The organism is Selenomonas ruminantium subsp. ruminantium ATCC 12561, assembly GCF_000424065.1.
Classification (GTDB): Bacteria; Bacillota; Negativicutes; order Selenomonadales; family Selenomonadaceae; genus Selenomonas_A; species Selenomonas_A ruminantium.
In genome coordinates this window covers 1-20,189 of sequence record NZ_AUJE01000045.1, presented here as the reverse complement: position 1 = coordinate 20,189, position 20,189 = coordinate 1, and the positions used below count along the sequence as shown (strand labels likewise).

At 49.4% G+C, this 20,189-nt stretch carries 23 protein-coding genes and 1 tRNA gene; all 24 read left to right on the top strand.

Translation table 11 applies throughout. The features are described from left to right. Positions 1–82: 82 nt before the first annotated feature. The 24 genes from G598_RS0113545 to G598_RS0113430 all read left to right on the top strand — a co-directional run bounded on the left by G598_RS0113545 (position 83) and on the right by G598_RS0113430 (position 20,056). Positions 83–1,762, top strand: coding sequence for a methyl-accepting chemotaxis protein (locus G598_RS0113545; RefSeq protein WP_026767412.1), 1,680 nt, complete (start codon positions 83–85; stop codon positions 1,760–1,762). A 250-nt stretch (positions 1,763–2,012) separates the two neighbouring features. Beyond that, entirely contained in the window at positions 2,013–2,648 is a 636-nt protein-coding gene (locus G598_RS0113540) for a precorrin-8X methylmutase (protein WP_026767411.1), read from the top strand. Between the two features lie 2 nt (positions 2,649–2,650). Further along, the gene (gene cobU / locus G598_RS0113535; protein ID WP_026767410.1) at positions 2,651–3,241 is read left to right on the top strand and encodes a bifunctional adenosylcobinamide kinase/adenosylcobinamide-phosphate guanylyltransferase; all 591 of its coding nucleotides are present in this window, start codon (positions 2,651–2,653) and stop codon (positions 3,239–3,241) included. Between the two features lie 3 nt (positions 3,242–3,244). Beyond that, positions 3,245–4,792, top strand: coding sequence for a cobyric acid synthase (locus G598_RS0113530; RefSeq protein WP_026767409.1), 1,548 nt, complete (start codon positions 3,245–3,247; stop codon positions 4,790–4,792). Further along, positions 4,786–5,727: an adenosylcobinamide-phosphate synthase CbiB gene (cbiB, locus tag G598_RS0113525; protein ID WP_026767408.1), complete on the top strand. Its 942-nt coding sequence runs from the start codon at positions 4,786–4,788 to the stop codon at positions 5,725–5,727. The genes G598_RS0113530 and cbiB overlap by 7 nt, the downstream gene beginning before the upstream one ends. A 12-nt stretch (positions 5,728–5,739) precedes the next feature. Beyond that, on the top strand, positions 5,740–6,507 hold the full coding sequence (gene cobS / locus G598_RS0113520; protein WP_026767407.1) for an adenosylcobinamide-GDP ribazoletransferase: 768 nt from the start codon (positions 5,740–5,742) through the stop codon (positions 6,505–6,507). A gap of 10 nt (positions 6,508–6,517) precedes the next feature. Beyond that, on the top strand, positions 6,518–7,282 hold the full coding sequence (locus tag G598_RS0113515) for a nucleoside/nucleotide kinase family protein (protein WP_245582819.1): 765 nt from the start codon (positions 6,518–6,520) through the stop codon (positions 7,280–7,282). A gap of 44 nt (positions 7,283–7,326) precedes the next feature. Next, the gene (locus G598_RS0113510) at positions 7,327–8,037 is read left to right on the top strand and encodes a GIY-YIG nuclease family protein (protein WP_026767405.1); all 711 of its coding nucleotides are present in this window, start codon (positions 7,327–7,329) and stop codon (positions 8,035–8,037) included. A gap of 97 nt (positions 8,038–8,134) precedes the next feature. Beyond that, on the top strand, positions 8,135–9,001 hold the full coding sequence (locus tag G598_RS0113505) for a GHMP family kinase ATP-binding protein (protein ID WP_026767404.1): 867 nt from the start codon (positions 8,135–8,137) through the stop codon (positions 8,999–9,001). Further along, a complete protein-coding gene (locus tag G598_RS0113500; protein WP_026767403.1) occupies positions 8,998–10,380 on the top strand; it encodes a cobyrinic acid a,c-diamide synthase CobB in 1,383 nt (460 codons plus the stop codon). Before G598_RS0113505 ends, G598_RS0113500 begins: the two co-directional genes overlap by 4 nt. Then, positions 10,367–11,437 carry a threonine-phosphate decarboxylase CobD gene (gene cobD, locus G598_RS0113495; RefSeq protein WP_080657043.1) on the top strand — a complete coding sequence of 357 codons (1,071 nt, stop codon included), beginning with the start codon at positions 10,367–10,369 and terminating at the stop codon, positions 11,435–11,437. The genes G598_RS0113500 and cobD overlap by 14 nt, the downstream gene beginning before the upstream one ends. Further along, a complete protein-coding gene (cobC, locus tag G598_RS0113490; protein WP_026767401.1) occupies positions 11,434–12,066 on the top strand; it encodes an alpha-ribazole phosphatase in 633 nt (210 codons plus the stop codon). The genes cobD and cobC overlap by 4 nt, the downstream gene beginning before the upstream one ends. After that, complete coding sequence (locus G598_RS0113485; protein WP_026767400.1) at positions 12,066–12,998, top strand: NAD-dependent epimerase/dehydratase family protein; 933 nt, start codon at positions 12,066–12,068, stop codon at positions 12,996–12,998. Before cobC ends, G598_RS0113485 begins: the two co-directional genes overlap by 1 nt. Before the next feature lie 172 nt (positions 12,999–13,170). Then, positions 13,171–13,611: a 50S ribosomal protein L13 gene (gene rplM, locus G598_RS0113480; RefSeq protein ID WP_026760346.1), complete on the top strand. Its 441-nt coding sequence runs from the start codon at positions 13,171–13,173 to the stop codon at positions 13,609–13,611. 20 nt (positions 13,612–13,631) lie between these two features. Then, positions 13,632–14,024, top strand: coding sequence for a 30S ribosomal protein S9 (gene rpsI / locus G598_RS0113475; protein ID WP_026760347.1), 393 nt, complete (start codon positions 13,632–13,634; stop codon positions 14,022–14,024). Positions 14,025–14,147: 123 nt separating this feature from the next. Continuing rightward, positions 14,148–15,020 carry a glucose-1-phosphate thymidylyltransferase RfbA gene (gene rfbA / locus G598_RS0113470; RefSeq protein ID WP_026767399.1) on the top strand — a complete coding sequence of 291 codons (873 nt, stop codon included), beginning with the start codon at positions 14,148–14,150 and terminating at the stop codon, positions 15,018–15,020. Between the two features lie 16 nt (positions 15,021–15,036). Further along, positions 15,037–15,612 carry a dTDP-4-dehydrorhamnose 3,5-epimerase gene (gene rfbC / locus G598_RS0113465; protein WP_026767398.1) on the top strand — a complete coding sequence of 192 codons (576 nt, stop codon included), beginning with the start codon at positions 15,037–15,039 and terminating at the stop codon, positions 15,610–15,612. Continuing rightward, on the top strand, positions 15,613–16,656 hold the full coding sequence (gene rfbB / locus G598_RS0113460) for a dTDP-glucose 4,6-dehydratase (RefSeq protein ID WP_026767397.1): 1,044 nt from the start codon (positions 15,613–15,615) through the stop codon (positions 16,654–16,656). It begins immediately after the preceding gene. An 83-nt stretch (positions 16,657–16,739) separates the two neighbouring features. Further along, a tRNA-Arg gene (locus tag G598_RS0113455) sits at positions 16,740–16,814 on the top strand. A gap of 130 nt (positions 16,815–16,944) precedes the next feature. Further along, the gene (locus G598_RS0113450) at positions 16,945–17,325 is read left to right on the top strand and encodes a universal stress protein (protein WP_026767396.1); all 381 of its coding nucleotides are present in this window, start codon (positions 16,945–16,947) and stop codon (positions 17,323–17,325) included. Between the two features lie 76 nt (positions 17,326–17,401). After that, positions 17,402–18,391 carry a dihydroxyacetone kinase subunit DhaK gene (gene dhaK / locus G598_RS0113445; RefSeq protein WP_026767395.1) on the top strand — a complete coding sequence of 330 codons (990 nt, stop codon included), beginning with the start codon at positions 17,402–17,404 and terminating at the stop codon, positions 18,389–18,391. Between the two features lie 17 nt (positions 18,392–18,408). After that, positions 18,409–19,032 (top strand): dihydroxyacetone kinase subunit DhaL, encoded by a 624-nt coding sequence (gene dhaL, locus G598_RS0113440; RefSeq protein ID WP_026767394.1) that lies wholly within the window; start codon positions 18,409–18,411, stop codon positions 19,030–19,032. 30 nt (positions 19,033–19,062) lie between these two features. Beyond that, a complete protein-coding gene (gene dhaM / locus G598_RS0113435) occupies positions 19,063–19,449 on the top strand; it encodes a dihydroxyacetone kinase phosphoryl donor subunit DhaM (RefSeq protein ID WP_026767393.1) in 387 nt (128 codons plus the stop codon). A gap of 10 nt (positions 19,450–19,459) precedes the next feature. Then, complete coding sequence (locus G598_RS0113430) at positions 19,460–20,056, top strand: nitroreductase (RefSeq protein WP_026767392.1); 597 nt, start codon at positions 19,460–19,462, stop codon at positions 20,054–20,056. Positions 20,057–20,189 lie beyond the last annotated feature (133 nt).

Below are 20,189 nucleotides of genomic sequence, written 5' to 3'. Positions count from 1 at the left end.
TGAATGAGGAATGGAACATAAAAGTTAACTTTCTATGGAAGGTTTATGGCTTTTTATAAGTTTTCAGTAACGGTTGCCGTTTATGAAGCTGCAGACCAAGGCAGTGCTGGGGGTAAATTTTTTTATCGTCATAGCCTGCTTGTGTATGGGGATTCTGGGGTATCGGAGTGCGGCCGATGGGTTTGCCAAGTCCTTGCAGATGAAGGCCGATTCTAATGTAAAATCTTTGCTGGCGCTGATGGACGAGCGTTATCCGGGGGAATGGCGTATCGAAAACAATGCGCTCTACAAGGGAAATCAGCAAATCGAAGGTTCAACGGATATTGTCGACAGCTTTGGCAATATGCTGGGCGGTCATGTAACCTTCTTCCGGGGAAATACGCGCGTGGCAACCACTGTCCAGACCGAAGGCAAGCGTTCTGTAGGAACGCCGGCCTCGGAAAAGGTGCAGGAGGCCGTGCTGAAGAATGGACAAAATTATACGGGCAGTGCCGAAGTTTTGGGACAGAGTTATGAAAGTGCTTACTGCCCGCTTAAAGATGGCAGCGGCAAGGTTATCGGCATGGCCTTTGTTGGCTTGTCGGTGCATGAACTGGATGGGATTCAGTATAAATTCATTTTCTCGACCATCGTTGCCATGTTGATTATTGCTGCCTTGATGGGGATTTTCTCCTGGTGGATTATTGGCAGAACCTTGCGGCCTTTGCGGCGTACGGTCACTGCAATACAGGAAATTGCCGATGGCGATATGCGGGGCGAACCTTTGCCGGAAACCGAGGACGAAATCGGTGAACTGGCAGCCAGTGCCAATGTGATGCGGGATAAGCTTAGAAATCTTTTGCTGGGCGTAAATAAATCGACCAACAGTGTGACGGAATCGGCGGAAATGCTGAAGGAGCAGGCGCGCCAAACGCAGCTCTCGATTCAGTTGGTAGCCGATAGTGCGGTGCAATTGGCAGAGGGAACGAATCAGCAGGTACGGATTGTCACGGACTTGCAGAATAGTACGGTTCGTATGCGTGAACATATGCATGAACTTCATGCCGGTGCGAAGGTGATGGCCGAAACCGCACAGCAGAGCAAAGACAAGGCGGCAGATGGGCGTAAGACTGTGGGGCAGGCTGTAGCACAGATTAAAAATATCGCCGAACAGGTCAAGGTTTCGGCTGATGTGGTCGGTACATTGGGCAAGCGTTCGTCTGAGATAGGTTCTATCGTGGAGACGATTTCCAATATTGCCGGACAGACGAATCTCCTGGCACTGAATGCGGCGATTGAAGCGGCACGCGCCGGCGAGGCCGGCCGGGGCTTTGCCGTAGTGGCTGATGAAGTCCGGAAACTGGCTGAACAGTCCGGTCTGGCTGCGCAAAATATCACGCAGCTTGTAAACGATATTCAGCGGGATACCGATATGGCGGTGGAATCCATCAGTGAGGGCAGCCAGAGCGTCAGTGATGGGGCTGCTATTGTAACGGCAACTGGTGAAGCATTCAGGCTGATTGAGGAACAGGTGGAACTGCTGAACGGGACGGTGGAAAAATCCACGGCAGCGATAGAAACACTCAATGCAGCGACGCATGAACTGGCCGATAATATGGAACGGGTTATGGATTCGAGCCGCGTTGCTACGGATGAAGCACAAAGCGTATCGGCGGCAACGGAACAGCAGGCGGCAGCCATGCATGAGATATCCGATGCGAATAACCACTTGGCAGAACTGGCGAAGACACTTAGTGCGGAAGTGAAGAAGTTTAAGGTATAGTCAATAGTGCAAACGAAAGCAGGTATCTGCTGCGGCAACAGGGCTGCTCCTCATGGGGCGGCTCTGTTTTTGCCTTAAACGAAGGGGGGCTGTATATTTACGAACAAGAGCATGCGCACCGAGGCAATGGATTCCTTGACCCCATCACATGTAACTGTCTTGTGTTGCGAACTTTTTTCTGCAGGGTGCGTAAGCAGGATAAATGTGATAATATATACAATGTATGATAGTGAAGACGAGGTGACGGATTATGGATTTTATCAAGCAGCCTATGGAGATTGAAAATCGCAGTATGGAAATTATTGCGCCGCATTTGGAAGGGCTGAACCTAAGCCCGGAGCAGGTCAAGGTTTATTCGCGTCTGATTCACGCAGCAGGGGATGTGGATTATGCACCCATCATTAAGATGTCTGCGAATGCCATTGAACAGGCGATGACGGCGCTGAAGGGCGGCTGCGATATCTACACCGATGTGGAAATGGTGCGCACGGGTATCAACAAGCGCAAGCTCGCGTCCTTTGGCGGGCAGGTGCATTGCCTGATTGCCGATGAAGAAGTGGCCAAGACGGCTAAGGAACAGGGCATTACCCGTTCGATGGCGGCTATGCGCAAGTTTGGTGCGCAGATGAATGGGGCGATTATCGCCATCGGCAATGCGCCCACGGCGCTCTTTGAAGTCCTGCGGCAGGTAGAGGAAGAAAATCTGCGTCCCGCCTGCGTTGTGGGCATTCCCGTAGGCTTTGTGGGGGCGGCTGATTCCAAGGCGGAACTAGCCAAACAGACGACGGTTCCTTATATTACGGTGGAAGGAACGAAGGGCGGCAGTCCGATTGCGGCAGCAGCGGTTAATGCCATGATGTATCTTATCAACAACGACAGAGGTTGATTATGGCAGGAAAGATTATCTTGGTCACGGGCGGTGCACGTTCGGGAAAATCTGCTTTTGCGGAAAAACTGGCGGCGGAGATGGGGACATCTATCGGCTATATTGCCACGGCGCAGATTTACGATGAGGAAATGCGCTATCGGGTCAAGCTGCATCGTGAGCGGCGCCCGTCCTCCTGGCAGACCTGGGAAGCTCCGTTTGAGGCGGACAAAGCGATTGCCGAGGCGGCAAAAAAACACAAGGTATTGCTCTTTGACTGCCTGACTCTGTATCTCAGCAACCATTTGTGCAGAATCCTCTATGATGAATTAAATGATGAAGTGGCTTATCGGATTGTCGAGGAGCAGATGGGGGGGGTGGTAAAGGCGGCGCAGGCAGCTGCTGAGCAGGGCACATCCACGATTTTTGTCACCAATGAAGTGGGCGCCGGGATTGTGCCGGAAAACAAACTGGCCCGGCTCTATCGGGATGCCAGCGGGCTGAGCAATCAGCGTGTTGCCGCTGCCGCGGATGATGTATACGCCGTTATCGCAGGGATTCCTGTAAATATCAAAAAACTCAATGCCTGCCTTAGGCAGGAAAAGGACGGATAAGAAATGGCAAACTCCATTATGCTGATGGGCACAAGCTCCCATGTGGGCAAAAGCATTATCACCACAGCCTTGTGCCGTATCTTTCATCAGGAAGGGCGCAAGGTCGTGCCCTTTAAGGCGCAGAATATGGCGCTCAATTCCTATGTGACCAAAGACGGCAAGGAAATGGGCCGCGCACAGGTGGCACAGGCCGAAGCCGCAGGCTTAGAACCCATGGTCGATATGAATCCGGTGCTCTTAAAACCCACGGGCAATTCTTGCTCGCAGGTCGTAATCAACGGCAAGGCCGTAGGCAATATGAGCGCGCGGGAATACCATAAGGGCTATTCCTTAAAAGCCTTTGGCGCTGTGACCGAGGCGCTGGAGCGTCTGCAGAAAAATTTTGATACCCTGGTTATCGAAGGGGCGGGCAGTCCGGCGGAGGTCAATCTCAAAGCCAACGATATCGTCAATATGCGGGTAGCAAAACACTTAAATGCCCCCGTGCTGTTAATTGCCGATATCGACCGGGGCGGCGCGCTGGCGTCCTTGGTCGGCACACTCGAACTTTTGGATGAGGACGAGCGTGCTTTGGTCAAAGGGCTGGTCATCAATAAGTTCCGCGGTGATGTAACACTGCTTACGCCTGCGGTGGATTTTCTGGAGAAAAAGACGGGCAAGCCGGTATTGGGCATTGTGCCGCATATTGAAGCCCTGGGCATTGATGATGAAGATTCCGTTTCCCTTGATGAAAAGGATAACGAGTCGGCGGAACAGGCTAAGGCCGATTTGCATATTGCGGTCATTCAGACACCGAAGATTTCCAATTTTACCGATTTTGACAGTCTGGCGGCTGAGCCGGATGTTTCCCTTTACTATGTGCGCAAGGTGGAGGATTTGGGCAATCCCGATATGATTATCCTGCCCGGTTCCAAAAATACCACCGAAGATTTATTACATTTGTGCGAATGCGGTCTGGAAGCGGCGATTCGCGAGCAGGTGGCAAAGGGCACGCCGTTATGGGGTATCTGCGGCGGTTATCAGATGTTGGGACAAAAAATTGCCGACCCCCTGCATACGGAATCGGCTAATGATGAGGTGGCAGGTTTAGGCTATCTGCCCATGGAAACCACCTTTGCCGCCGAAAAACTGACCAGTCAGGTGCAGGCAGATTGCGTGCAGTTTGCCTTCTTAGGTCAGCAGCTGAAAGCAGATGGCTTATACGGCTATGAAATTCACACCGGTGAAACGAAGTTTTTGGGTGAGTTACAACACCCCTTTAAGATAACGGAACGCGCCAATCAGGCGGTGACTATTGCCGAAGGCTTGACCAGTCAGAATGGTGCGCAGGGACAGGTGGTTGGCACCTATATCCACGGCATTTTTGACCATGACAATTTCCGCCGTCAGGTGCTCAATGCCCTGCGCAGCCGCAAGGGGCTTGAGGCCCTTGCTATTCAGCGCAGTGTACGGCAGGAAAAGGAACGTGCCTATAACCGTCTGGCCAGCGTGGTGCGCGACAGCCTTGATATGGAAAAACTGGCGCAGATTATGGGGGAAACCTCATGCTGATGGGAATTTTAGCTTTTTTTGTGGACTGCATTATCGGCGACCCCAAGAGCAAATGGCATCCCGTCGTGTTGATGGGGAATCTGATTTCGCTGTTTGAGCGTTTGTTTTATCATCCGGACGATAAGGACAGCCGTAAATTTGCCTGGGGGGCAGTCCTGGTGCTGCTCGTGCTGTGGCTGACCTATGCCGTAGCCGAAGGGATCATGCTGCTGTCCTACAAAATCCCCTGGAGCTTTGGCAGTACGGCAGTGGGCGCAGTCATGCTGTCCTTTGCCATTTCGCCCAAGAGTCTGGCCAAGGCGGGGAAAGAGCTTTATGGTCTGCTGTTGGCTGGTGATATGACCGAAGCCCGCCGCAAAGTCGGCTGGATTGTGGGGCGGGACACGGATAAGCTTGATGAGCCGGAAATCGCCCGCGCCACGGTGGAAACCATTGCGGAAAATACCGTAGATGGCATTATTGCTCCATTGTTCTTTTTTGTGTTAGGCGGTGTGCCTCTGGCTATGGCCTATCGGGCGGCGAATACCATGGATTCCATGATTGGTTACAAAAACGACAAGTATCTCTACTTTGGCCGGGCAGCGGCACGGCTTGATGATGTGCTCAACTACATTCCCGCCCGCATAACGGCGGTACTCTTTATCTTTGCCGCATGGATTTTGGGCTATGATTATAAATTTGCTTACCGCATGATGCTCCGCGATGCAAAGAAGCACCCCAGCCCCAATGGCGGCTATGCCGAAGCCACGGTGGCGGGTGCTTTGCATGTCCGGTTGGGGGGATATAATTCCTACTTTGGTCAGCAGCATTTCCGTGCTTATATGGGCGAGCAGATTGAGACTTTGGGCATCAAGCATATCATGGGTTCAATCCGGCTGATGTATACAGCAACGGTGCTGTTTATCATCGTCTGCTATGCCATGTTTGGCTTGTGATGGGAGCGTAAAATGAAATCATTTATTACCGCGTTGCAGTTTTTGACCAGAATTCACATAAAAAATCAAACGGATTTGACCGCTGAGGACTTTGGTCGCAGTACGAAGTTCTTTCCTTTGGTTGGGCTTATCCTAGGCACGATTTATATGCTGGCGGCCTGGTGCCTGATTGCCGTATTCGGCTGGGCAAATTTGGTGACAACATTGCTGATTATTCTGCCCATCCTTCTGACCGGCGGCTTGATGCTGGACGGCTTTATGGATACCGTGGACGGTGTTTTTTCCGGTCGGGAACGTGAGCGGGTATTGGAAATCATGAAGGACAGCCGGGTGGGCTCCTTTGGAGTAATCGCTTTGGCCTGCCTGCTCTTGGTTAATTGGACGGCGCTGCGTGATGTAAAACTCGTATTGATTATGACGGTTTTGTTTATCATGCCCATTATCGGCCGTATGGCCATGGTTATGGCGATTGCCTTCTTCCCTTATGCCCGCAAGGAGGGCATGGGCAAAATCTTTGCCGATATGGCGGACAGGAAAACGGTAATGCTGGCGGTGTTCACCACTTTGGCCGCCGTTATCCCTTGGGGACAGGCGGCGATTGCCGCGCTCATCGCGGGGCTGGCCTTTGCCTGGTGCACAGCCAAATGGCTGAACAGCAAATTGGGCGGCCTGACCGGTGACACTTATGGAGCCATCGAAACGTTGACCGAAACCGTGGTACTGCTGGTATTTTGGCTAACTTCCTGGATACCGGGCGGGCTGCATATTTTGTGGCGATAACGTAGTGGAAATGAGAGGTGCAGATATGAGCAATAAGCCGTGGAAATTTTACGATATGGTCATCAATGGCCTGCCGCAACGGGTTAAGTACAATGAAGATACCGTAAATCAATTGTTTTTACCTTTGCTGCGGAAATTAACGCAAATACAGCGGCAGAAACAGCGCAAAATCATGGCTTTTCTGGCGGCACCGCCGGCAACGGGGAAATCGACAATGCTGCAGTTTTTGGAGCAATTGTCCAAAGAGCAGGATGGTATGCAGGCAATTCAGTCCTTGGGCATGGACGGTTTCCATTATCCCAATGCGTATTTGGATTCGCATACGATAGAACGTGACGGCGAAACGATAACGCTGAGGTCCATTAAAGGCGCGCCGGAAACCTTTGATGTAACAGGTTTGCGGGCAAAGATGCAGGAGGCAAAACAGGGAAAATCCCTCTGGCCGGTCTATGACCGCAAGATTCATAATCCGATTGCCAATGCGCTCGAAGTCAATGGCGATATTTTGCTGGTCGAGGGCAACTGGCTGCTGCTGGACGAACCGCAATGGCGTGACCTGCGGGAACTGGCTGATTACACATTGAGCATTAAAGCCACGCCGGAACTTTTGCAGGAACGCCTGATTCAACGCAAGATTCAGGGCGGTCTGCCCAAGGCTGATGCCGTTAAATTCTATGAAACAAGTGACCGATTGAATATAGAACGTATCTTAAACCATACACTTCCTGCCGATGAACAATGGCAGATGATGGAAGACGGCGATTTTATTAGGTAAGAAATGGATTTGAATATCTAAAGCAGCGAAGGGAGCATGAAGAATTGAGTAAGGGCATCATCTATATAATGACATCGGTATTGCCAGGCTTGATTAAAATAGGTAAGACTGGTTCAAAGCAATTTGAACAGAGAATGTATGAACTAGAACTGCATGGATATAGGAATATAACCGGACTAAAAAGAAAATTTGCTATAGAAGTTGAGGAATATGATGAAAAAGAAGTTTTACTTCATACCATATTCGAGAAAAGTCAGGTTGCGAATACAGAGATGTTTTCTTTGAATGTAGATATAGCAATGCAATTACTGTCATCATTTGAGGGGAAAGTAATATATCCTAAGGATGAAGTTAAGAAAGATATATTCAACGATGCTGTGGACAATAGCAAGAGCAGATTTATACCAGATGGAGAATATCATTTTGAAAAAAAGAAAGTGTCGGATGATAATAAAAAAGTAAAGGCAACTGTAAGCATAGAAAATGGTATGTGGATATTAAAAAAAGGCAGTGTACTGGGAATAGTAGAAGATGCTGGGGTATCCAAGAAGGCAAAAGCAATTCGTGCGGTGCTGTCCATGAATAGTGACGGGGTATTGCTAGAGGACTATGATTTAGGAGCAGTTACACCTTCGTTGGCAGGATGTGTTGTATTGAATGCTTCTAACAATGGATGGATAGATTGGAAGAACAAGCATGGTGAACCTGTGGATATATACAGACCTAAGAAAAAAATGGATAATGAAGAGGTATGAAATTTTATGGATAAGGGGAAATGGATTTTAGCGACTAGGATATGATATTCTATTCACAAATGTAAAATTTATGTAGTAAACTCTGTGGAGACTGTAAATGGAAATTTTGGTGCGTGTACCTGGTTCTTGTGGGGAACTAGTGCAAGGATGGGCAGAAGGGGAACCTTTTTTGGGAACTTGCCCCATAGATAAATATACGACAGTGGAGGTCAGCAGTGATTTTTCTGGACAGTATGGCTTAGGTAAGAAATCGCAGATGGCCTTGTCGTTGACCTTGTCACGTTTGGGTAAAACGGAGTTTCCTTACGGTATCAGATTGACGTCGGAATTGTCTCAGGGAAAGGGAATGGCATCATCCAGTGCGGATATTGCCGCAGTAGTGGTAGCAGTTATGGAGGCATTTTGTCAGACTTGGAGTGCACAGCTTATTATGGAGATAGCCACTTCCATTGAGCCTACTGATGGTGTTTTTTGTCAAGGAATTGCCCTGATGAACCACATAACAGGTTATGTAATGACATGCTATAAAAATGTGCCGGCACTTAATGTTGCTATTTTTGACATTGGGGGAATGGTAGATACTTGTGAATTTCACGCGCAGAGGAAAACTAAGAAGGAAATGTATAGCAGTGAGGCAATGAGTAGAATGTTGGCAGATTTTCGTGCAGCAATGGATGCGCAGGATGAGGTGGCAGTGTCACGCGTGGCGACACAAAGCGCGTTTTTTAATCAGGATAATTTATATAAAAAAGAATTGGCGGCATTGTGGGAACTAGGTAAAGAGGCTGGAGCATTAGGGGTGAATGTAGCTCATAGCGGAACAGTCATAGGTTTATGGTGGCCTTGTCAGGCAGATAAAAAAGAAATTATCCAATGGGCAGAGCAAAGTGCTAGGTATCTGTCACTAAAATTTATGGGAGTGGCTCAGTTGCAGGCTGGAGGAGTGGAGGTTAGACGGACATGAAAAATGTACCAAGACTAGTGATTGCCGCAACCCAGTCGGGGGCGGGGAAAACCACGATTGTAACAGGGGGGTTGGCCGCACTTCGGCAGCGGGGGATGAAGGTGCAGTCCTTTAAGGCAGGGCCTGACTATATTGACCCCGGTTATCATAGGCTCGCCAGTGGCCAGCCCGCACATAATCTGGACAGTTGGCTGACTCCGGCGGAAATTCTGCCGGAGATTTTGGCGACAGAGGCAGAAAACGCCGATATTGCCGTGGTCGAAGGTGTTATGGGCCTTTATGACGGCGGGCGGCAGGGCATAAGTTCTACGGCGGAGATTGCCAAAATAATCGGCGCGCCGGTATTGCTCGTGATTGATGCCAAATCCATGGGCGCATCGGCGGCGGCAATTGCCAAGGGCTTTCGGGATTATGACCCTGTGGTGCAGGTGGCAGGTGTCATTCTAAATCGTCTGGGTTCGGATACCCATGAACAAATGATTCGTGAGGCGATGGCGGGGATTGGCATGGAGGTTTTCGGTGCCCTGCGCCGTGATGAATCGCTCAGGATGCCGGAGCGTCATTTGGGACTGTTGCCGGTGGAAGAAAATGAGGAACTTGAACTTATCGAGCGCATAGGGCAGGCGGTTGCCAAGCAAATCGATTTGGATAAGGTGCTGGCTTTGGCACGCAGTGCCAAGCCCTTGATGGTGAAATCAGTAGCAGAAGTTAGTAAGCGTTATTCCTGCCGTATTGGCGTGGCGCGCGATGAAGCGTTTTCCTTCTATTATCCGGCCAGTATCAAGGTGCTGGAACGGTTGGGGGCAGAGATTGTGCCCTTCAGCCCGTTGCATGATGAAGAACCTCCCAAAGTAGACGGTCTGTTTATCGGCGGGGGCTTTCCGGAAATGTTTGCGGAAAAATTAGCCGGAAATGTATCTATGCGTAAGGCCATCAAGACATTGGCGCAGAAGGGCATGCCTATGCTGGCAGAATGTGGCGGCTATATGTATTTGATGGAAGCCTTGCAGGATTTTGCCGGCAGGGTGCATGAAATGACCGGCGTATTTTCCGGACGGGCGGTTATGACGGAGAAACTGCAGATGGTGGGCTATGTGGAAGCCGAACTGCAGCAGGATAGTTTATTAGGCAGCAGGGGAACAAAATTAAAGGGCCATGAATTCCACTTCTCCAAAGAGGGAGAAACGATAAGTGCGGAGGCGGCGCCTTTTGTTTTCCGGAAATTGCGGAATAACAGCGAGTATCCTGCAGGTCAGCAGGTGCAAAATGTATTAGGTAGTTACCTGCATCTGCATTTTGCGGGCTGTCCGCAGGCGGCGGAGAATTTTGTCCGTAAATGTGCGGCTTATGGTGAGGAGCGGGATAATGGAAAAGTTTGAGCATGGGGGCAATATTTACAGCAAAGCCCCGCATGGCGGCAAATGGCTGGACTTTTCGGCAAATATCAATCCTTTGGGCCTGGCACCGGAAGTCGCGCAGGTTATTCAGGAAAATATCGCCGGGATTGTCCACTACCCAGACCCGCAGGCAAAGGCCTTAAACACGGCATTGAGTGAGCATTATCATTTGCCGGAGGAACAGCTGTTACTGGGCAATGGTGCGGCTGAACTCTTTTATCTGCTCGTGCATATGGTACGGCCAAAGCGGGTGGGCATTCCTGTGCCTTCCTTTGGCGAGTATCAGCGGGCGGCAGAAGCCGTGGGGGCAGACATCGTCTTTTCGCCTTTGCAGGCGGCCGCGGAGTTTGCACCGGATATTGACCGCTTCAAGCAGGAAATCGAACATGTGGATTGTATTTTTATCGGCAATCCCAATAATCCCACGGGAAAACTGTTGACGCGGGCACAGCTTATCGAATACCTGCCTTTTTTGGAAGCGCGGGGCATATGGACGGTGGTGGACGAGTCCTTTTTGGATTTTCTGCCGGATGAAGAAGATTACACCGTCAGGGATTTGACCGGTCAATATAAACATTTGCTCGTGGTGCGGTCTTTGACAAAATTCTACGCCATGCCGGGGCTGCGTCTGGGCTTTGCCAGTGCGCATTCTGACCTTGTGCAACGCTTGGAGCGGGGCAAAGATGTCTGGAATGTCAATTCGCTGGCACAGGCTGCAGGTGTTGCGGCTTTGGGCTTAAAGGTGTATCATAAGAAAAGTCGTGAATTCGTGCAGGCAGAGAAGGATTGGCTCTATGCACGGCTTTGTGCCGTAAAGGGGCTGCATCCGATTCGGCCCAGCGTGAATTTTATTCTGGTCAATGTGGAAGAAACCGGTCTGAGCAGCGGTGAACTTACCGCGCGGATGCGCGGGCAGGGCGTGTTGGTGCGCGACTGTGCTAATTACACCGGGCTGGAAGGGCGGCAATATATCCGCGTGGCGGTGCGCAGCCGTGCGGAGAATGAACAAATGCTTAAGGCATTGGAGGCAGTGGTTTGACAAAAGTTATTTTTATCCGTCACGGCCAGACGGAATGGAATGTGACGGGGCGTTATCAGGGGCAGTCGGATGTACAGCTTTCTGAGGAAGGGCGTCAGCAGGCCGTTAAATTGGCAGAAAATTTTCCTGTGGAAAGGGTAGATGCCATCTATGCCAGTGATTTGCAGCGCGCTATGGTGACGGCAGAGACGATTGCCAAGCAGTTTGGCTTGCCGGTGCAGGCTGAACCGGCTTTCCGGGAACTCAGTTTTGGTGATTGGGAAGGGCTGACGTATCAGCAGATTGTGGATAAGTGGGAAGATGCGATGGCCAATTTTCTGCAGCATCCGGATATTTTGGAAATTCCCGGCGGCGAGAGTTTTCCGGCAGTGCAGAAGCGGGCTGTGACGCGGCTCAATGAACTCGTAAAAGAGCACGATGGGCAAACCATTGTGGTGGTGGCGCATGGTGCGGTGCTGCGGACGCTTTTGGCGGCGGCTTTGCATATGCCTTTGCAGTATTTGTGGAGTATCCGTCAGTTCAATACGGCGGTGAATATCGTGCGCTATGATGCGGACGCCAATCCGACAGTGGAATTATTAAATAGTACGGCGCATTTAGGCAGCTTTGTACAGCGGGGGATTATATAATGAATGTATTGGTAACAGGTGGAGCAGGTTTTATCGGTTCACATTTGGTGCGTCAGCTTTTGGACGCTGAGCATCAGGTAACGGTACTCGATAACGTGAGCACGGGGACCTGGCAGCATCTGCCACAGGGCAAGGACACTTGCATCTGCTGGGAAATGGATATCCGCGATAAAGCGGCACGCGAAAAGATTGAACAGGGGAAGTTTGATGTTATTGTGCAGCTAGCTGGACAGACTATGGTAGATGTGTCGATTAAAGATCCGGAATTTGACGCATCAGAAAATATCATGGGAACCATAAATGTACTGGAGGCAGCCCGGAATAGTGGTGTAAAGCGAATAATCTTTGCTTCCACGGCGGCAGCTTATGGCGATGTTACCGAGGACAGACTGCCTATCCGCGAGGAAGAAAATTTGGCACCGATGTCCTTCTACGGACTGACTAAGGTAGCGGTGGAAAAATACTTAAAGCTCTACCATGATTTGTATGGTCTGGATTATGTGGCACTGCGCTTTGCCAATGTTTATGGCGAACGGCAGGGCGATACAGGCGAAGGCGGGGTAATCAGCATCTTTGCCAAGCGCATTGCTAAAGACCAGGGCATTACGGTATTTGGCGATGGCAAGCAGACCCGTGACTTTATCTATGCCGGCGATATCGCTGCTGGCATCATCGCAGCGATGACCACGGACAAGGCTAACGCTGTTTACAACCTCAGCAATCAAACGGAAACCAGCCTGCTGGAACTCATCGAACTCATGGCCAAGGCATCGGGCAAAACGGTGGAACCGGCATTTGCTGCGCCGCGTGAAGGGGATATCAACCGCTCTATGCTCTGCAATGAAGCCGCTGTGCAGAATCTGAACTGGCAGCCAAAGATGGATTTGGCCGAAGGATTGGCGCGGACGATTACCTATTTTCAGGAATGCTGATTTTTTAGCATTTTTTTGCGAAAAAAATAAAAAAAGTCCTTGACTTGAAGTCTGATTTTGCGTAGAATATTTTTATGTGATGTTACGGGCATGGCATCCATTAGCCCCGGAAGCCAGCCACGAGAGCGTTGCATATCGAATAATTATTTGAACTTATTAGGGGGGAAAACGCATGAAGACAACGTTTATGGCAAATGCATCCAACGTTGAGCGTAAATGGTATGTTGTAGACGCTGAAGGGCAGACTGTCGGCCGTCTCGCAGCTGAAGTTGCTAAAGTTCTTCGCGGTAAAAATAAACCGACCTTTACTCCGCACGTTGATACGGGTGATTATGTCATCGTCATCAATGCAGAGAAGGTTAAATTTACGGGTAAGAAACTTACGGATAAGACTTACTTCCGTCATTCCGGTTATCAGGGTGGCACGACGTTCACGTCCGCTGGCCTGATGCTCGAAAAGTTCCCGGAACGCGTTATTGAGCACGCTGTAAAAGGCATGCTGCCGCATAACCGTCTCGGTGCTAAGATGTACCGCAAGCTCAGCGTTTACGCTGGCAGCGAGCATCCGCATGCAGCTCAGAAGCCGGAAAAGCTCGAGCTGAACATTCGCTAATCTGGAGGAGGAACATATAAATGGCACAAGTAAGCTATTACGGCACTGGCCGCAGAAAGTCTTCCGTTGCCCGTGTTCGTCTGGTTCCAGGCGAAGGCAAGGTTACGATCAACGGTCGTACCATGGAAGAATATTTTGGTCTGAAGACTCTCGAACTCATCGTTCGTCAGCCTCTGAACCTTACGGAAACTGTTGACAAGTATGACGTTATCGCAAATGTTGCAGGTGGCGGCGTATCTGGTCAGGCAGGCGCAATCCGTCACGGTATCACCCGTGCACTCATGGAAATGGACGCTGAACTCCGTCCGGCTCTGAAAAAAGCTGGTTTCGTTACGCGTGACCCGCGTGAAAAAGAACGCCGTAAATACGGTCTCAAGAAAGCCCGCAAGGCTTCCCAGTTCTCCAAGCGTTAATTTCATTATCGCAATTCAAGTCCGCTCATTTTATGGGCGGGCTTTTTTGTGCTGTCCGCGTTGATGGTATAAATTGGGTAAATGTAGTATAATAAAAAAGATTACAGATTTGGGGGGATCGAATTGATAAAGAAAGGAATAATACTCGCTGGTGGTTCGGGAACGCGTCTGTATCCGCTTACACAGGTGGTGTCCAAGCAGTTGATGCCGATATACGACAAACCGATGATTTATTATCCGCTGAGTACGTTGATGCTGGCCGGGTTGAAAGATATTTTGATTATCACGACGCCCAATGATCAGGCGCTCTTTCAAAGCCTGCTGGGGGATGGCAGCAAGTGGGGGATTAATCTCAGTTATGCTGTACAGCCGAGTCCGGACGGATTGGCGCAGGCGTTTATTATCGGTGAGAAATTCATTGCTGGTGAAGGTTGTGCATTGATATTAGGGGATAACATCTACTATGGTTCAGATTTGGCCCAGTCGGTACAGCATGCCGCCTCTTGTGAAGATGGTGCTACGGTCTTTGCCTACTATGTTTCTGACCCGGAACGGTATGGTGTGGTGGAGTTTGATGAACATGGGCATGCCCTGAGTCTGGAGGAAAAACCGGCACAGCCAAAATCCAACTACGCAGTAACGGGTTTGTACTTTTATGACAAGGATATTGTAGATGTGGCCAAATCCATTAAGCCTTCGGCGCGTGGTGAATTGGAAATCACCGATGTGAACAAGGTTTATCTGGAGCGTGGCAAGCTGCAGGTGGAAAAAATGCGCCGCGGTTATGCATGGCTGGATACGGGAACGCATGAATCCCTTCTCGATGCGGCGTCCTTTGTACGTACAATTCAGGCCCGTCAGGGACTGAAGATTGCCTGCATAGAAGAAATTGCTTATCGCATGGGATATATCGATGCCGCACAAGTAGAAAAACTGGCGCAGCCATTGCTGAAGAATGAATACGGTCGATATCTTATCGGTATGATCGAGGAATAAAGGGGTTTTTTCTGGCATGAACGTTATAAAAACGAGTATCGAGGGCGTACTGATTGTCGAGACAGATGTATTTGGTGACCATCGTGGTTATTTTACGGAAACGTATAATAAGCCGAAGTATGAAGCATTAGGCATCACGAATGATTTTGTGCAGGATAATATGAGCTTTTCGGCGCAGAAGGGCACTTTGCGCGGGCTGCATTGGCAGAATCCGCCCTATGCACAGGCCAAGCTGGTTTCCTGCTCCAAGGGTAAAGTCATCGACGTGGCTGTGGATATCCGCAAGGGAAGCCCAACTTTTGGCAAGTGGGTTTCTGTGGAGCTCAGTGCAGAAAATCATCGGCAATTTTTTATTCCACGTGGTTTTGCGCATGGTTTCCTGACGCTTACCGATGATGTGGAGTTCCGTTATAAATGCGATAATGTCTACAACAAGGCGGCAGAAGGTGGCATGCGCTATGATGCGCCGGAAGTAAACGTCGACTGGGGGGCTTTGCTGGCTGGCATAGAACCGGTGCTCAGCGAAAAGGATATGACTGGGCCGACATTGGCCGACAGTAATAATCTGTTTATATATGGGGTGAATTGTTAAATGAATATAGTCGTAACTGGTGGTGCTGGTTTTATCGGTGCTAACTTTGTTTATTATATGTTGAAAAAACGTCCGGAAGATACGATTATCTGTTTGGACAAGCTGACCTATGCGGGCAATATGGAAACTTTGGCTGAGGCCATGAAAAATGACCGGTTTAAGTTTGTACGCGCAGATATTGCTGACCGCAGGGCTGTATACAAACTGTTTGAAACGGAAAAGCCGGATATCATCGTCAACTTTGCGGCGGAATCCCATGTAGACCGTTCAATCGAAAATCCGGAAATTTTCCTGCAGACCAACGTTATCGGCACAAGCGTGCTGCTCGATGCCTGCCGTAAGTATGGCATTGACCGCTATCATCAGGTTTCCACAGATGAGGTTTACGGTGATTTGCCGCTGGACAGACCGGATTTGTTCTTTACCGAAAATACCAATCTGCATACTTCCAGCCCGTATTCAGCGTCCAAGGCTTCGGCAGATTTGTTGGTGATGGCTTATCATCGTACGTATAAGGTACCGGTGACGATTTCCCGCTGCTCCAACAATTATGGTCCGTTCCATTTCCCGGAGAAACTGATTCCGCTGATGATTATCAATGCTTTGGCCGATAAGAAACTGCCGGTGTATGGTGATGGATTGAATGTCCGTGACTGGCTCTACGTGGAAGACCATTGTGCGGCCATTAACCTTATTTTGGAAAAGGGGAAGGTTGGAGAGGTCTATAATATTGGCGGCCATAATGAACGGGCCAATATTGATGTGGTTAAGACCATTCTTAAGCAGCTGGGCAAGGGCGAAGACCTGATTGAGTATGTCGGTGACCGCAAAGGCCATGACCGCCGTTACGCCATTGACCCAACTAAGATTCATAACGAGCTGGGCTGGCTGCCGGAAACGAAGTTCGAAGACGGCATAAAAGCTACGGTACAGTGGTATCTCGATAACCGCTCGTGGTGGGAAAACATCATCAGTGGTGAGTATCAGGATTATTATGAGCGTATGTACAAAAAACGTTCTGCACTCGAATATGCAAAAGTTTGATGGATAAGCTGTAAATTAACAAAATTGATTGCAAATGGTTGACAAATACTTAGGATATATGTTAACATAAGTATTGTTGTTAAGCGCTCGTAGTCCAGTGGATAGGACGTTAGCCTCCGGAGCTGAAAGCGTGGGTTCGACTCCCGCCGAGCGCACCATTATGTAATCGCTTCCCTGCTGAAATATTATTTTTCGGCAGGGATTTTTTCATATATATGCAGGATTTAAGGCGTATGGCCGCGAAATAAAAAAATAAATGATGATAACGACTTGTGAGGAGGTTTTATTATGGGAAAAATACAGAAAATCCTCGTGCCTGTAGATGGTTCGGTTAATGGCTGCAAGGCTGTGGATGAGGCTATTTTCCTGGCAGAAAAGTGTAAGGCTGATTTGGATTTTGTCTATGTATCCAGTAATATCAATAAGGATATTCCCAGCCATATCGTCTTTGACCGCATTTGGGAGAAGATTCCTGAGGATTTACGGGCAGCTAAGCATGTTGAGACGGGGAGCATTCACAAGGCCATCATTCGTGTGGCTGCGCAGGAGCACAGCGATATGATTGTGATGGGCAGCCGCGGCCTGGGCCTGTTCAAAGGCGCGCTTATTGGCAGTGTCAGCCAGAAGGTTATAGAAGAATCCCCGATTCCTGTTATGGTTATTAAATAAGGATATTAAGATAACAGACAGTTTCTATGGGAAACTGTCTGTTATCATATGGTAGTAAATAATGGAGGCTTTGATCATGAAGAAGCTGATCAATGATGTAGAGTCCGTAGAGGAGCAGATGATTCTTGGTCTGGTAAAATCCGCTCCGCATAAACTGCGGAAGCTGGACGAAGGCAACATCGTTGTTCGTGTACAGAAAAAAGAGGGAAAGGTCGCGCTGATCAGTGGGGGCGGCAGCGGCCACGAACCGGCCCATGCCGGCTTCGTCGGAGAGGGCATGCTGGATTGTGCGGTAGCCGGCCCGGTATTCACCTCGCCCACACCGGATAAGATTTTAGCGGGTATAGAGAACGTTCATGCAGGCAAAGGCGTGCTCTGTATCGTCAAAAACTACAGCGGCGATGTGATGAATTTTGAAATGGCTGTCGATATGGCAGGCGATGAGGACATCGAAGCCGATTATGTGGTGGTCAACGATGATGTAGCGGTAAAAGACAGTCTCTACACTACAGGCCGCCGTGGCGTAGCCGGTACGGTTTTGGTGCATAAGATTGCTGGTGCCAAGGCTGAACAGGGGGCAGATTTAGCTGAGGTCAAGGCTGTGGCAGAAAAAGTTATTGCCAATGTCCGAACCATGGGGATGGCACTTTCGCCCTGTACGGTTCCGGCAGCGGGCAAACCGGGCTTTGTACTGGCGGATGATGAAGTCGAAATAGGCATTGGCATTCATGGAGAGCCGGGCATCACGAGAGAGAAAATCAGCACAGCAGATGAAACCGCGAAGAAACTTTTAGATACGATTCTGACGGATTTGGATTTCAAGGGGCAGGAAGTGGTGCTCATCGTTAATGGTATGGGGGCAACCCCGCTGATGGAACTTTATATCATCAATAACTTTGTGCAGGACTATCTCAAGGAACAGGGGATAAAGGTCTACGATACCATGGTAGGCAATTTTATGACCTCTATTGAGATGGCAGGTTTTTCCCTGACTCTGCTGCGCCTTGATGATGAATTGAAGGCACTCTACGATGCCAAAGCAGATACGCCGGCATGGAAACGCTGAACAAGGGGGATACACGTATGTTAGACACAGCAAAAATGGCAGAAATCATTCGCGCTATTGCGGAGCGGATGGAAGCGGAAAAAGATTATTTAACACAATTGGACAATGAAATCGGCGATGGGGATCATGGCATTAATATGGCACGCGGCTTTAAGGCGGTGCTGGATAAACTGCCCGAATTAGAAAATGGCGATATCGGCGCATTGCTGAAGGGTACGGGCATGCAGCTGGTATCCAATGTAGGCGGTGCATCAGGCCCGTTATATGGTACGGCCTTTATGAAAGCTGGTAATGTACTCAAAGGTAAGTCGGAAATGGAAGCGGCTGATTTTGCCGCTGCACTGGAAGCTGCTATTGGCGGCGTGAAACTGCGGGGAAAATCCACGGAAGGCGAAAAGACCATGCTGGATTCCTTAACACCTGCTTATAAGGCGTTGGCCGCGGCGATAGAGGATGGAGCGAATCTAAAGGACGCAATGCAGAAAGCTGTTGAAGCTGCGGCAGGTGGTGTAGAATATACCAAGACCATTGTCGCGACTAAAGGTCGGGCAAGCTATTTGGGGGAACGCAGTATCGGCCATCAAGACCCGGGAGCAACATCTTCCTTATTTATATTGCAGGAAATCGAAAAAGGTCTGTAAGGAAACAAAAGTTCCAATGGGGTGAGCATTTTGGTCGGAATCGTAATTGTATCGCATAGCGAAAAATTGGCTGCAGGAGTCGTAGAAATCGCGAAAATGACGGCTCCCAATGCACCGCTGGTTGCTGCAGGCGGGCTGGATGACGGCGGTCTGGGCACGAGTTACACAAAGATAAGTGAAGCCATAGATGAGGTGTATTCCGAAGATGGCGTGGCTGTGCTTATGGATATGGGCAGTGCCGTAATGACTACAGAAATCGTCATTGAGGATAAAGATGACAGCAAGGTGAGAATGCTGGATTGTCCGCTGGTTGAAGGAGCTGTACTGGCAGCTGTGGAGTCTACAGGCGGCATCAGTCTGGATGAGTTGGCTGAAAAAATCAAGGAATCCTATAATGTACGCAAATTCCCGGAGTGAGGAGACGAATATGGAAAAAGATGCTTTAACCGTAATAGCTACCCGGCACAGCACACGCAAGTTCAAGCCGGAAATGGTGGAGGAAAGCCTGCTGGAAAAAGTGATTGAGGCAGGCCGCCGTGCACCCAGTGGCAAGAGTAAGAATACCAATCATTTTTTGGTCATTCGTGATGCAGCCGTGCTGAATAAACTGGTGGAACTGGTGCAGTCTGAATTTGCGAAAATGGACATTACGCCGGAAAATCAGGATAATGTCGGTGGCGCTATCAAACTGTCCAAGAAGGGGAACTATGTATTTAAGTACAATGCTCCTGTATTGATTGTCGTGGCAAACAAAAAGGACTATGGCAATAACATGGCCGATGCCTGTGCGGCAGTGGAAAATATGCTGCTAGCCGCCAATGCCTTGGATTTGGGGGCCTGCTGGATCAATCAGCTGCGGTGGCTGCGGGATAATCCTGTGCTCCTTGCGTATCTCCAAAGCTTGGGGATGAAGGAAGACGAATGGGTGTGTGCATCTGTGAGCCTGGGGTACCCGGATATGCCGGATGGTTTGCCCAATCGGAATATCACGACCATCAAAGGAAATGAAGTAACCTATATTTAACAGAAAAACATATAACGAAAAAGGGAACTCCTAATGTATACGGTATAAAAACCGAATGCATTAGGAGTTCCCTTTTTTTATGCAATCAATTGTGCAAAATCCAAGAGTCTCAAAAAGTGTACTTTTTGAGACT

Excerpts from the sequence above, each read along its gene's own strand:
- G598_RS0113530 (WP_026767409.1), top strand. The coding sequence starts at position 3,245 with ATGGCAAACTCCATTATGCTGATGGGCACAAGCTCCCATGTGGGCAAA.
- G598_RS0113515 (WP_245582819.1), top strand. The coding sequence starts at position 6,518 with ATGAGAGGTGCAGATATGAGCAATAAGCCGTGGAAATTTTACGATATG.
- G598_RS0113505 (WP_026767404.1), top strand. The coding sequence starts at position 8,135 with ATGGAAATTTTGGTGCGTGTACCTGGTTCTTGTGGGGAACTAGTGCAA.
- G598_RS0113545 (WP_026767412.1), top strand. The coding sequence starts at position 83 with ATGAAGCTGCAGACCAAGGCAGTGCTGGGGGTAAATTTTTTTATCGTC.
- cobD (WP_080657043.1), top strand. The coding sequence starts at position 10,367 with ATGGAAAAGTTTGAGCATGGGGGCAATATTTACAGCAAAGCCCCGCAT.
- cobU (WP_026767410.1), top strand. The coding sequence starts at position 2,651 with ATGGCAGGAAAGATTATCTTGGTCACGGGCGGTGCACGTTCGGGAAAA.
- cobS (WP_026767407.1), top strand. The coding sequence starts at position 5,740 with ATGAAATCATTTATTACCGCGTTGCAGTTTTTGACCAGAATTCACATA.
- G598_RS0113500 (WP_026767403.1), top strand. The coding sequence starts at position 8,998 with ATGAAAAATGTACCAAGACTAGTGATTGCCGCAACCCAGTCGGGGGCG.
- rfbB (WP_026767397.1), top strand. The coding sequence starts at position 15,613 with ATGAATATAGTCGTAACTGGTGGTGCTGGTTTTATCGGTGCTAACTTT.
- rpsI (WP_026760347.1), top strand. The coding sequence starts at position 13,632 with ATGGCACAAGTAAGCTATTACGGCACTGGCCGCAGAAAGTCTTCCGTT.
- dhaK (WP_026767395.1), top strand. The coding sequence starts at position 17,402 with ATGAAGAAGCTGATCAATGATGTAGAGTCCGTAGAGGAGCAGATGATT.
- rfbC (WP_026767398.1), top strand. The coding sequence starts at position 15,037 with ATGAACGTTATAAAAACGAGTATCGAGGGCGTACTGATTGTCGAGACA.
- G598_RS0113485 (WP_026767400.1), top strand. The coding sequence starts at position 12,066 with ATGAATGTATTGGTAACAGGTGGAGCAGGTTTTATCGGTTCACATTTG.
- G598_RS0113540 (WP_026767411.1), top strand. The coding sequence starts at position 2,013 with ATGGATTTTATCAAGCAGCCTATGGAGATTGAAAATCGCAGTATGGAA.
- G598_RS0113450 (WP_026767396.1), top strand. The coding sequence starts at position 16,945 with ATGGGAAAAATACAGAAAATCCTCGTGCCTGTAGATGGTTCGGTTAAT.
- dhaL (WP_026767394.1), top strand. The coding sequence starts at position 18,409 with ATGTTAGACACAGCAAAAATGGCAGAAATCATTCGCGCTATTGCGGAG.
- cbiB (WP_026767408.1), top strand. The coding sequence starts at position 4,786 with ATGCTGATGGGAATTTTAGCTTTTTTTGTGGACTGCATTATCGGCGAC.
- rplM (WP_026760346.1), top strand. The coding sequence starts at position 13,171 with ATGAAGACAACGTTTATGGCAAATGCATCCAACGTTGAGCGTAAATGG.
- G598_RS0113430 (WP_026767392.1), top strand. The coding sequence starts at position 19,460 with ATGGAAAAAGATGCTTTAACCGTAATAGCTACCCGGCACAGCACACGC.